The following is a 13,127-nucleotide window of genomic DNA, read 5'->3' as shown; positions in this document are numbered from 1 at the left end:
CGTATGTACGCTGCGCTAAAAGGTTTAGGTAAAGAAGCGCGTTTAGTGATGTTACCTTACGAAGCTCACGGCTACCGTGCTCGCAAGAGTTTACTGCATGTGCTTTGGGAGCAAGAGCAATGGCTGGATAAATACTTGTTAACTGACGAAGCTCCTGTAAGCGATGCTCAAGCAAATACTGAACCTTCTGTATCAGAGTAAATTGAAAGCGCGGTTTATGCTGCGCTTTTTATGCCAAAAAGTGCCCCTCACAATTTTAAGTGTTTTATAAATTTTTTCTATTGCGCAGAGTTACAACCTGATATTCAGTACATCACTACAGCTATTAGTTAGAGAGCAACGGCAAGTAAATTCAACGTAGTTAGAGTTGGAAATTACTACCTGTACGTCTGAATTTTGGTTATTTAGAGTGAGGTGAATTATAAATTAAATCATGACTTTATAGTTTATTCTCGTTCGCAATGTCATCCCATTGACATGATAATTACATTTAGCTGTCAATATTACGCTTTAGGGTATCGTGATTAATTAAAACTAAAACGATACCAAGGAAATGTGATGAAATTGAAACCGATAGTAGGCAGCTTATTAATGCTAGGTCTATTAAGTGGCTGTGATCTAGCAGATGATGATAATGATTTAGAGCCTTTGCGTTACCAACTGATATTAAATATCACAGAGCAAAGTGCTGGAAACGTAGTAATAAGTCCAGAGCGTGCTGATTATGAGCAAGGTGCTATTGTTATGCTAAACGCTCAGGCTGCACAAGGATATAAATTTGTTTCATGGTCTGGCGATATTGGTAATGCAGACTATAGCGCGACTTCTTTAACTCTTACAATGAATAACCATAAAGAGGTTACTGCAACATTTAGCCAAATTACTGAGACACCATCAGCAGGGCAAGTGGTGATCAACGAGGTGCGTTCAAATGAAGGCGGTTATGATTTTATTGAGTTGTTTAATAACTCTGAACAAGCATTTACCTTTAGTGACGCTAATTGGGCAGTAAATGATTTAAAAGGCTTTGAGATTGATAAAGAGCCGGGCATTAAAATTCCACAAGGTACAACCATCGCCGCAGGTGGGTTTTTAGTGATTGCCACAGATCAAACTAGCATTCCATTTGATGCACCAACAGATACTTTAGTTGCCACTGCTGGCGATACTGATTTTGGTTTAGGTAAAGGCGACACCGCATTACTGGTGCACAACAATCAAATTGTAGATAGCGCACATTGGAGTGATGGTAGCCATGTGTCTACATGGGGGCGTTTACCAGATGGTGGTAATTGGCACACTCAAGATGAAGCGCTCGCGCCAACGCCTGGTGCTGCCAATAAATTACCAGCGCCGGTTGATGGTGCAACTGCCGCTAATATTGTGATCAATGAAGTGGTTTCAAAAGGCCGTGATGACGCCGATTTTGATTTTGTTGAGCTGTACAACACATCTTCTGAACCATTTGTTTTTGCAGCTAATGAGTGGGAGTTAGTTGATTTAGACCGTGAAGCGAATAACCAAGCGGGTTTAACTATCCCTGCAGGTACAGAAATTCCTGGCCACGGCTTTATTGTATTATTGCCGAATTTAGTTACGGGTGCTCAGTTACCTAACGGTGCACCCGCAACGGCTATTTTAAATAATAATGAAGACTTTGGCTTAGGCAAAGGCGAAACCATTAAACTAAAATACCAAGGCCAAGTGCATCAACAAGTCAGTTATGGCGATTTCCATGTTAATAGTTATGGCCGTTTTCCTGATGGTATGGAATTTATAGAGCTTGTTGATGAGAATGCGCCACAACTTTATGCCAGCCCTGGACGTAAAAACTTCAAAACTCCTATGCATGTGGGTGCTGCAACTACATTAAATTTCACATCATTTAATGATCAAGAAGCGGCTCTTGAAAGCAAAGGCTTCCGAGTATTTGGTAAAGGTGCAGATTTAGCTGCAGACGTTGAGCCTGAGTATGTCGCCGTATCAGCTGATTCAAGCACTGCATGGGTGTCATTGCAAGAGAATAACGGCCTTGCAAAAATAGACTTAACCACGAAAACTATCACTGATATTTTTCCGCTGGGCTTTAAAGATTATGGTATGGCTGGCAATGAAATCGATGCCAGTGATAAAGATAATATGATCAAACTACAAACCCGCGCAAACGTAGTGGGTATGTATCAACCTGATGGCATCGCAACATTTACACAAGATGGCATAGATTACGTTTTAACTGCCAACGAGGGGGATATACGTGACTGGTTTAGCAACTTCGCTGAAGGTGAGAAAGTTGCAGATATCGTGCTTGATGAGTCGGTATTTACAGACGTAAGTATATTACAAAACAACGTCGAATTAGGGCGTTTATTAGTATCGCAATATGTTGATTCTGATACTGCAGCATCAAGTCATAATAAACTCTATAGTTTTGGTGCACGTTCATTCTCAATCTTCAATGGTGATACCGGTGAGCAGGTGTTTGATAGTGGTTCATCACTTGCCTTTGAAGCTAATAAAGCCGGCGTTTACCCAGATGGTCGCAGTGATGCGAAAGGCACTGAGCCTGAGAGTGTAACAACAGGTATGGTTGCCAATAAGCGCTATGCATTTATTGCTTTAGAGCGTGCTGATGCGGTTGCAGTATATGATATTAGTGATGTTAATGCCGTAAGTTTTGTGCAAATGCTCGTTACCCAAGGTGATGATGCGCCAGAAGGGGTGTTATTTATAACCGCTGATCAAAGCCCAACGTCAAAAGCGCAGCTGGTAGTTGCAAACGAAGACAGTGGTAATATCACCGTCTATAGTGAAAACAACGAAGGCAAGTTTGATTTTGCATCACGCTTGTTAATTGAAGGTGGTGAAGGCGCCGCAGAGATCACGGCTTATGATGCACAAACAAAACGTTTATTCGTAGTAAATAACGGCAGCTTGCTTAACGCTCCTCGTATTGAAGTGATTGATTTTGCTAACCCAAATAACATTGCAACACTTGGCGCAATTGATATTAGCTATTACGGTGCAGGTGTTAATTCTGTCGCAGTATCAAACGGAAAACTTGCCGCTGCGATCGAGTCAGGCGTGAAAACTGATACTGGCGTTGTTGCTATGTTTAACACGAGTAGTTATGAGCTTGAAATGATATCTGCGGTCGGAGCACTGCCAGATATGGTAACTTTCAGTCCCGATGGTAAATTAATCATCACCGCTGACGAAGGCGAACCGAGTGAAGACTATAACGTAGATCCGCTAGGCTCTGTATCAATTATTACCGTGCCAACAATACAGTAGCTAATTCAGTTTTATTTAAACTTCATCTATAACAAAGGTCTCTATTGAGGCCTTTTTTATTAATATATTTAAACGATAAAAGCCCGACATTTTTATAATGCCGAGCTTTGGACTTTATTAAGGTTTCCATGAAACGTTATATGTAAAGTGACAACTCTTTACTTTTCGGTTGTCTTTGTTTTCTCTTTACGTATTTTTCGCTTTTCTTTTAACGTCATTTTTGCTGGTTTTTTAGCTTTTTCTTTACTCATTATAAATAACTCCAATTAAATATATAAAAATTAATAAATAAAAATTGAAATGATTTACTCTATATAATTCTCCTTACTATTAATTGCTAATATTTGCCAAGAGTGAAAACATCCATATTCTTTACACTCAAAAATGTGACCTATTTTATGTCCTAAAAGATCAGTACCTATAGAGGAGTGTAATGACACAACATTATTACATAGCCCCTTTTCTGCAGCCGGAACTAAGCTTATACGGCGTTTATAACCCGTATCAGTATGCTGGATGACTACGGTACAGCCAATTTGTACATGTGGGCTAAACTTTGACCAAGGTCGTTGTGAATACTCTATTTTTTGCAACACATGCGCGAGTTTCAGCGGATGTAAAAATGCTGAACTTTGGCTTAAATAGTTTTTATACTTATAAAAAGCAGGGGTTTTGTACCCGAACAGAAAAGCAAACACGGACTAAATCTCCACGAAAACTGAACCGAACTTAAATTTAAAATAATACAGTGAGACTGCCGAGTGTAAGAGTTACACTCGGCTTAAATGTCGAAGGTGAGATTTGTTTTTTGTGGATGAGATATTAATATAAACATGATGTTCCTCTTATTTAAAGTAATCATACCTCATAAAAATATTATATCAATGGTGTTTTATAATTTAAAAATAAAGATATTAATTTAAATTTACTAGTGTGCGTTAATTCCATGTTTTTTTGTGCGTAGCGTGCGTTTTGATACTAAATAATATGCCACAGGAACAAAGTAAAATGACAACACAGTGGTTAATACAGTACCACCTGCGATAGCGACGGCAAACGGAGGCCAAAAACCTCCGCCGGCGAGTATGAGTGGTAAAAAGCCACCAACGGTGGTGATAGTCGTGGAGCTGATATGGCGTGAGCAAGTCATCACAGCGGCAACGATTTTGTTTTTATCAGTGAGGGCTTGCAGTGAATTTAACTCTGATAAAATGACAATGGCGGCATTTATGGCCAGTCCCATTAAGCCCAATAAACCAATGATCACAGTAAAACCAAACGGGTAGCCAGCAATAAATACACTGAGCAAGCCCAGCATTGCAGCTTGCAGGGCGTTTATTAAGATTAGCCCTGTGGTGGTAAATGAATTAAATGACATCACCAGTACGGTGATCAATAACACGACAATAATCCCCACTTGGCCAAGCAATTTACCAACCGCTTCGTTGCGTTTTTGCGACTCACCACCGAGCTCTAATCTGTAGCCATGGGGTAATACAAAGCCTGATTGTGCAATGGTGGCGGTCACTTCATTCAGTACGGTTTGCGGTAATACGCCAGTTGCTAAATAAGCTTCGATAATATTAACACGTTCACCGTCACGGCGAGCGATAGAGCCACGAGAAGGGCTCAGTGTTGCACTGGCAAATGATTCAACCACTAGCGGTTGTGCAGTATCTATTTGGTTTGAACTAGCTAGCGTATTTAACTGCGTACTAAATAGCGAGCTAATATCATCTCGGCGCTTATCTGCAACTCTAACGCGTACGGGAACGGTTTCGGTATTATCAATAATACTGCCGACCACGACACCATTGAACTGGTTTTGTAGTTGTGTTGCCATATTACTTAGGCTTAATCCTGCATGAGTCAGCGCTGCTTCATCGGTGTTTAACCATAGTTTAGGCGAGCCCGACAATAAGGTTGGACGGGTGTGGGTTATATCGTTATGAGCAATGAGCTGCGTGCGTAATTGTTGGCCCAGTTCAGAGAGAGTATCTAGGCTTGGGCCATAAATACGCATTTCAATTGGTGCATTGAATGGTGGACCTTGCTCAAGCTTTCTGACTAAAGTTTGTGCGTTTGGAAATGCTTTATCAAGCTGTATTTGCAAGCTTTTTATTAACTCGTTGGCACGTTTAAAGTCGGTTACTTTTACCATCGCTTGCGCATAGTTATTGGCGCCGCGATTACGCTGGAGCATATTATAGTAAAAGCTTGGGAAATTAGTTCCGATCATCCAATCAAGCTTTTCAATGCCTTCAGATTGCCGAATTAGTTGATCCATTTTCTCTATGGCTTGTCGAGTTGATGTAATACTCACATGAGGGGCAAAATGCACTTCAATTTGAAACATATCGCGATCTGAGGGCGGGAAAAACTGCTCGGTGAGTTGTCCTGCCCCAAAAAAACCGGCAACAGGGAGTATAAAGACCAGTAGTAAAGTGAGTATTGGTTTTTCTAGGCTACGTTTTAACGTTGCTTCAAAGCGTTTACTGAGTTTAGGTGTGCGTATACCTTGATAAAAGATACCAGTACGCGGTTCGTTATTGATAAATTGCCCTGCAAATACCACCACTAAAGAGTGTGAAATCAGGTATGAACCAATTAAGGCAAAAATAACACTTAAGGCAATACCGCCAATAAACTCTCCTGCAGCACCTGGCATCAGCACAATCGGTGCAAACGCTAAAATAGTTGTTAGAGTTGAGCCAAGCAGTGGAAGCCAAAAATGTGCCACGGCTTTTTCTACTGCGGCTAAAGCTGTTAGGCCTTGTTGGCGAAAGCGCTGAACAGCATCGGTGATCACAATGGCGTTATCAACCATAATGCCCAGTGCCACGACTAAACCGGTAACCGACATTTGATGAATAGGTAAGCCATAGAGCTGCATACTTACTAACGTAAACAATACGGTTAAAGGTAACGCGGTGCCGACAACCAGAGCAGCTTTAAAACCTAAAGTGATAAATAATACCACTAGAATAAGCACAAACCCCACGGTAATATTGCTGAGTAAATCGGCTAAACGAGTTTGGGTATAACCGCGTTGATCAAAAATATCTTGGAGTAAAATTTGGCTTGGTAAGTCTTGGCTAAAGTTATCGATGGCGACATCAACACGCTTAGAAAAAGTATCGATACGCAAGTTTGGTAACATGCGGATCGCAATATAAATACCGGGTTTTCCATCAATTAATGCAATTTCGTTCACGGGGGTTTTTACTGAACGAGTAATTTGGGCTACATCAGAGAGTTGATATTGCCCTGCATTTTGATTACTACTTAGTGGAATTGCGCCAATGCGAGCAATCGAGTCAAACGCACCGGTCACTTCAATTTGCATTTGCGATTTGTCATTTGTAAGGGTACCAGCGGCTACTTTTGCATCTGCACCTTGAATAGCTGCATGAATATGCGCTAAAGGAATACCAGCTAAACTGGCTTTTTGTTGATCAACCGCAACTAAAATTTCCTCATCAACTTGGCCAAAAAAATGCACCAACTCCACACCCGAAACATTACGTAATTGATTTTTCAGTTCTTTTGCATAGCGATTAACCGTTGCTAATGTGGTTATATCGTCATTGGCGTTAAGCGATAAGATACGAGTATAAGCATAGCCACGCTCGTCATCCAGTAGCGGTGATGAAGCATTTACTGGCAACTGGTTGTTGACATCACCTAATAAATCACGCATTCGCGACCAAATGGGTTTAACGTTCGTGACTTCGTCTTTTAGCTCAATGGTGATCACTGAGAGCCCAGGACGAGAAATCGACGATAAATGCTTTACTTCAGCTTGGGATTTTAGTTTTTGTTCGATTTTCTCACTTATTTGCACCTCAACTCGTTCAGCACTGGCGCCAGGTAAAGCAGTGGTTACGATAGCGATACGATTAGTTATTCGAGGATCTTCACTGCGCGCTAAGCCACTGATCGCAGCTAAACCACTAACGATAAGTAACGCCACTAAAAGCGCTTGGACACGCCCGTGATTAAATAAATAGCGGATCATCACAGCACCTTGGTTGGTTGATTTGCAACAACATTAACCGAAATGTTGGCCGACAGCTTATGCATGCCATTGGCAACAATTTGCGCACCATTGTGTAATGGGGCGCCAATAAACGCATAGCCATCATGGGCATAATAAAGCTGCACAATGATAGGTTTTAGTACCTTGTTTTTTATTTGATAAACCTGCCAAGTACCGCGCACACCATCGGCAAGGGCATCAAGAGGCACCCAAAAACCGCTTTGTTGCTGATATTGTTGCACTGTTAATTTTGCTAATTGACCAGCATAAACAACTGCGCTACTTGGCAAAGCAAAGCGCATTGTTAAGGTTTGTGTATGTGGGTCGATACTCGCTCCTTTACTGATAGATTGTGCAGTAAAGTTTTGTCCGGCAATCTCAATGTCCATGCTATTTTGGATGGTGCTTTGCAGTGTCAGTGGGATCCCCATGCTTACTTGCGCATGTTGGTTTTCGATTAAACGCACAATCGGTGTACTGGCTGCAACAATTTCACCTTGTGAGGCAAAGCGCTGGCCTAAAATACCGTTGAATGGCGCGGTTAAATGTGCCTTTTCAGTGCGGATACTGACTTCATTCAAGTTTGCTGCTATTGCGGCTAGTTCTGCGTTAAGTACAGCGATATTGGTTTTAACTTGGTCAAGTGCCGAGGTGGCCGAGTAGTTCTTTTTATCAAGTTCTGCTAAACGCCTTTTTTCAAGTTTAGCGAAGGTAAGTTGTGCTTGAATTCGTTGTTTTTGCGCCTGGAGTTTTTGTTCTTCGATAACTAAAAGCTGCGTATTTTGGCGTGCAATAATATCGCCTTGTTTTACTTGCTCGCCTTGATCAAAATAAATTTGTGCAATTTTTCCTGGAAATTCAAAACTCAACTTTGCATCGTTTTGTATGACCACTTTGCCACTAAGCGTACGTGTTTGATAATAGCCCGCCTCTTGTTGTACTGTGTAGGCAGCTACATGAACCAGACTTTCGCCATAACATATAAATGATGTGAATAAAATGAATGCACTTAGCAGATATTTTTTCATTATAATATCCTTATTTATCGCCATGTTAAATCAGCGTGGTTAGTCAGGTGCATTAAACACAGTTATGCTTTGTGCTAGACGCAGAATGATTTAGAATTGGACTCAAGAGTCTAATTTTGTATAAATATAAATCAATCAAACTAGACTGTCTAGTTTGATTTGAGGTGAAAATGGAAATAACTACCCTAAGTCGGTCAGAACAAAAACGACAACAAATTATTACAGCTGCAACGACCTTGTTCATGGATAAAGGCTTTCCTAATACCAGCATGGATCAAATTGCTAAATTAGCCCAAGTATCTAAACAAACGGTTTATAGTCATTTCAAAGACAAAAATAATCTATTTGTTGAAACTGTAACAGCGCATTGTTCCTCCTCAAACTTACGTAAAGAGCGTTTTGAGCCAGCGCAAAGCCTAGAGGAAAACTTACTACGTGTTGTGACTAATTTTATTACACTGGTATTTTCACCCGAGGCATTGAAAGTATACGACACGTGCGTAGCGCACAAGGATGAATACCCTGAGTTGGCCTTATTGTTTTATGACGCTGCCCCTAAAGTAGTGATGCAGCAGGTAGAGGTCTGCTTATGTAGTATTGCACAGGCGGGCTTGCTTGATATCGACAACCCTAAGTTTGCCACGTTACAGTTACTGGGCATGGCCACAGGTGATTGGAAATTACGCCATGCACTTGGGCACGCAAAAATTAATGATGTACCGCCAGCAGCATATATTGAAGATTGCGTAAGGCGGTTTATTAAAATGTATCGCTAAGGCTTTTGAGTAACCACTTACTGCAATATAAATTCATCGATAGGTTGTTTAGTTAATTTACCTATTTGCTTAAAAATGAAAATAATTGCTCCGCCTAATAGCACCATAGTCGGCGCCACAATGACTGGGTAGCTTAACCAAGTCATACGTCCTAACTCTTCGGCATAAGCTGTGGTGCCGGGCATACTAACAACAATACTTTTCGCTAAAAAGTAGTTGAGTGTTGCAGATAAAAAGAACGCACTGGCAACAATAAAACCGGCAAGACGCATTTTTGCATCAAATACCGCGGTGTTGTTTTGTTGCTCTAACGAATGCATAAGTTTATCAATATCAAGCAATTCAGGGTTAATTAGTAATTTACGGATCAGCGGATAAGGGGTGTACTGGCTGATCAATACAATCACACCAATAATTGCTGGTACCATCGCTTCTTTAATCGCGATATAAGCTGGGTCAAGTTCAAATAAACTGATACCGCCAGTAAGTAGTACGCTGATAATGCCAAGTACTGAGAAAAAGTTTACTTTGCCTGATTGTTTAAGTTCCCACAAACCAAATAACAGCGGAAAAGCAAGTGCTACCACCACTGCCCATACCGGGCCTAACGTATCAGGTGTACTAAAGCGGCTTAAAATCACCGCTGGTAAAATAATATTAAAAATTATATTACTGAAAAAATTACTCTTCTTTTTTGCCGCTGTCATTATGCATCAATCATTGGTATTCAATACATAAAGTATATACACAAGTTACTTTAAGATATAGACCCGCTGTGTTGCAGTAGTTACAAGTAAGTTTAGGATAATTTGCTTTATGCAGACTGCTTTAATGAATCTGAGATTTCATCACAGTGCTGTTTTAAAATTTCGATAGCCACTTTGGTTTTACCTGCCAAAATATCTCTTGCTGGGGTAATTGCATACACACTGTAGGTTGGCAGTTGCCAGTCAGTGCATAACTCAACGAGTTCTCCTTCTAGCAATAATGATTGTACTTCTGGCTTTGGTAAAATTGCATAACCAACGCCATCACACACTAATTGAATAATACTGTGCATGTTATTAACCACGATACGTGGTTTTGGGAGCGCTTTTTTTTGGCTGTTTAAACTATGCGTTAGTGGGTGATCTGCAGTGCAATGCGAGATACGAGTATGATGGTTTAACTGCCAAGGCGACAGTGTGCAATGCTCAGCCAATGGGTGACTTTTATGTACACATAATACGAGTGGCCACTTCGCCAAAGGCCGAGCAACTAAACTTGAATCATCCAGCGGGCCAATCGCTATAGCCAAATCAGCGCCCGACTTTATTATATCAAGGGGTTCGTCAGATAAAGTCAGTTGCACATCAAAATCAGGGTACTGGTTAGTTAATTTTTTAAGCGGTTCACTTAATATTCCGCCACCAAATCCAACCGGTGCTACTAACTTTAATTGACCACTAGGGCTGTTTTGTAAAAATTGCAGCTTTTCACCAGCTTGTTTTGCAGCGGTGAGGATGGTTACACAGCTTTGATAATAAATCTCGCCAGCCTCGGTGAGTGTCAGTTCTCGTGGACTGCGATTAAATAAGCTCAACTTAATATCAAGCTCTATTTGTTTGATTTGTTGGCTAATTGCTGATGTGGTCATGGCAAGATCAACTGCGGCTTTACTCATACTACCCGTTTCAACAATGCGCACAAATACAGTTAATGCGCGAAGTAATTTTGTATTCATTTGGTTAAGTCTTACTTAATACTGTTTTAAGAAAATACACATTGTAGAAAAAGGAACATCTCACTACCATGCAAACGCTAATTATTATCATTTAAACTGCATTTGTCACGGAGAAAAATCATGAACACGGTAAGTTGTAAGTTAATACCGTTAACTAGCGCCATTTTAACCGCGCTTAGTTTATCCAGCTCAATAGTGTTAGCTGATGAAACGAAACAAGATATGGAAGTTATCGTGGTATCAGCGTCAGGTTATGAGCAAATGTTAAAGGACGCGCCAGCAAGCATCAGTGTGATTGATCGCGCAGATCTGGAAAAACGCTTTTATCGTGACTTAACCGATGCAATGACCGATGTTCCTGGAGTTGTGGTTACCGGCGGTGGCGATCGCAAAGATATAAGCTTGCGAGGCATGGCTAGCCAATACACATTAATTTTAGTTGATGGCCAGCGACAATCATCACGTGAAACAAGGCCAAACAGTGATGGACCAGGTGTTGAAGGTGCATGGACACCGCCAATCTCTGCAATTGAACGCATTGAAGTGATACGTGGGCCTATGTCGTCCTTGTATGGCTCAGACGCTATCGGTGGGGTGATAAACATTATTACTCGAAAAACACCCCAGCAGTGGTATGGTGAGCTGCGTTTAGACAGTACAGTTCAACAAAGTAGCGACTCAGGTAATACTAATCAAGGTAGTTTTTTCGCAGCTGGTGGACTTGTCCCAGAATTATTAGGTGTGCAATTATATGGGCAGTTTTCCAAACGTGACGAAGATAACTTTACTGCAGGCTTTAGGGGCAAAGAGCAAAGTAACCTTAAAGCGAAGTTTATTTTAACGCCAAACGATAATCACGAAATAATGCTAGAGGTTGGCAGCGCGCAGCAAAAATTTGAAAACACACTGGGTAAAACAGTTGAACCATTGGCGCCGGGTGAAAGCTGTGGCCGAAGAAGTTGCCCAGAATCATCGACAACAGAGTATGAGCAACAAACTTACTCGTTAACCCATAACGGTTATTATGACTTTGGTAACTCGCGCAGCTATTTAAAATACGATAAGTACGATAATACTTCTCGTGAAATGTTTGTTGAAAACACGGATGCGCAAACCAGTTGGACTTTACCGATTTTTGCCGGTCATAACGCGACGCTTGGTGCAGCCTACTTAAAAGAAGTGCTTGATGATTACACGAGTAATAGGATCAGCGAGTTAACCCATGTAGAAAATAAACAGTGGTCGGTATTTGCTGAGGATGAGTGGAGCACCAGCGACAAATTTAAGCTCACCACAGGTTTGCGTTACGACCACGACGATAATTTTTCAGGCCATTGGAGTCCACGTTTATATGGAGTTTATACCGCGTCTAAGGCTATCACTATCAAAGGTGGTATTTCGACAGGTTTTAGAGCGCCTAATATTCGTCAATCAAATGCAGACTGGGGACAAGTAAGTCGAGGCGGCAATATCTATGGCAACCCAGATCTTAGTCCTGAAAAGTCATTGAATTATGAAATGGGTATTTATTACGATCCACGTGGTGATTACACAATCTCAAGTACTGTGTTTTACAATGAGTTTGATGACAAAATTACGCGAATTGCATGCCCACTTACGCAATGCATGGATGGCCAAAATCAGTTTGGTTCAGATCCGACAACCTATGTAAATGTTGATGAAGCCGTGACTCAAGGGTTTGAATTTTCAGTCTCTTACGACTTAACCAGCGATTTAGGTTTAAGCGCTAATTACACTTATACCGATTCTGAGCAAAAAACCGGGCAATATAAAGGCAGTCCTCTCAATCAGTTACCTAAACATATAGTGCAAACATCGTTAAACTGGCAGCCAAGCGATAAGTTAGGGGGTTGGTTACGTGTGCATTATCGTGGTGAGGAAAGCCAACCAACCACAGGTCCTTCACAAAGCAGCCTAATTGCACCTAACTACACGTTAGCCGATGTGGGTGGTAATTATGTTTTGACTAAAAGCGTAAAGTTAGGCTTTGGTATTTATAACCTATTTGATAAAGATATCACTGAGAATGAATATGGTTATGTCGAAGACGGACGCCGTTATTGGGCATCGCTCGGGTGGCAGTTTTAATGCATACCACTTAGTAACCCCTGCTTAGGTTAAGTAATAAGGTCTCAATTGAGGCCTTATTTTATAAATGGAGCTTTATAACTAACTGAAAATATAAATAAACTATTGCTGATGAAAAGTTTCTACTCTAAAGTTAGGGGAGCGTGTGTTTCTATTTCGAA

9 protein-coding genes are annotated in these 13,127 nt (G+C 41.0%); 4 read left to right on the top strand and 5 right to left on the bottom strand.

Translation table 11 applies throughout. The annotated features are described in order from the left end of the window. Together H5183_RS03010 and H5183_RS03005 are read left to right on the top strand one after the other, a co-directional pair. Positions 1–201 (top strand): S9 family peptidase (locus H5183_RS03010; protein WP_182730905.1); only part of this gene is annotated, 201 nt, incomplete at its 5' end. A 357-nt stretch (positions 202–558) separates the two neighbouring features. Continuing rightward, entirely contained in the window at positions 559–3,291 is a 2,733-nt protein-coding gene (locus H5183_RS03005; protein WP_182730904.1) for a choice-of-anchor I family protein, read from the top strand. 305 nt (positions 3,292–3,596) lie between these two features. Here the strand turns inward: H5183_RS03005 and H5183_RS22000 are convergent, their stop codons facing one another. From H5183_RS22000 to H5183_RS02990, 3 genes are all read right to left on the bottom strand, one after another. Beyond that, positions 3,597–3,887 carry a GreA/GreB family elongation factor gene (locus H5183_RS22000; RefSeq protein WP_404936100.1) on the bottom strand — a complete coding sequence of 97 codons (291 nt, stop codon included), beginning with the start codon at positions 3,885–3,887 and terminating at the stop codon, positions 3,597–3,599. 332 nt (positions 3,888–4,219) lie between these two features. Next, positions 4,220–7,309 (bottom strand): efflux RND transporter permease subunit, encoded by a 3,090-nt coding sequence (locus H5183_RS02995; RefSeq protein ID WP_182730902.1) that lies wholly within the window; start codon positions 7,307–7,309, stop codon positions 4,220–4,222. Further along, positions 7,309–8,358: an efflux RND transporter periplasmic adaptor subunit gene (locus H5183_RS02990; protein WP_145234240.1), complete on the bottom strand. Its 1,050-nt coding sequence runs from the start codon at positions 8,356–8,358 to the stop codon at positions 7,309–7,311. The genes H5183_RS02995 and H5183_RS02990 overlap by 1 nt, the downstream gene beginning before the upstream one ends. A 170-nt stretch (positions 8,359–8,528) precedes the next feature. Between H5183_RS02990 and H5183_RS02985 the strand changes: the two genes are divergently transcribed. After that, entirely contained in the window at positions 8,529–9,134 is a 606-nt protein-coding gene (locus tag H5183_RS02985; RefSeq protein ID WP_145234238.1) for a TetR/AcrR family transcriptional regulator, read from the top strand. A gap of 17 nt (positions 9,135–9,151) precedes the next feature. Here the strand turns inward: H5183_RS02985 and H5183_RS02980 are convergent, their stop codons facing one another. Together H5183_RS02980 and H5183_RS02975 are read right to left on the bottom strand one after the other, a co-directional pair. Then, positions 9,152–9,841 carry a VC0807 family protein gene (locus tag H5183_RS02980; RefSeq protein WP_149980025.1) on the bottom strand — a complete coding sequence of 230 codons (690 nt, stop codon included), beginning with the start codon at positions 9,839–9,841 and terminating at the stop codon, positions 9,152–9,154. Positions 9,842–9,948: 107 nt separating this feature from the next. Beyond that, a complete protein-coding gene (locus H5183_RS02975; protein WP_145234234.1) occupies positions 9,949–10,857 on the bottom strand; it encodes a LysR family transcriptional regulator in 909 nt (302 codons plus the stop codon). Between the two features lie 120 nt (positions 10,858–10,977). Here H5183_RS02975 and H5183_RS02970 point away from each other — a divergent pair, with 120 nt between their 5' ends. After that, positions 10,978–12,966, top strand: a complete 1,989-nt coding sequence (locus H5183_RS02970; RefSeq protein WP_182730901.1) for a ligand-gated channel protein — start codon at positions 10,978–10,980, stop codon at positions 12,964–12,966. Positions 12,967–13,127 lie beyond the last annotated feature (161 nt).

Origin of the sequence: Pseudoalteromonas sp. SR44-8, assembly GCF_014163635.1 — a bacterium.
Taxonomy (GTDB): domain Bacteria; phylum Pseudomonadota; class Gammaproteobacteria; order Enterobacterales; family Alteromonadaceae; genus Pseudoalteromonas; species Pseudoalteromonas rhizosphaerae.
This window is presented reverse-complemented; position numbering and strand designations above follow the sequence as displayed.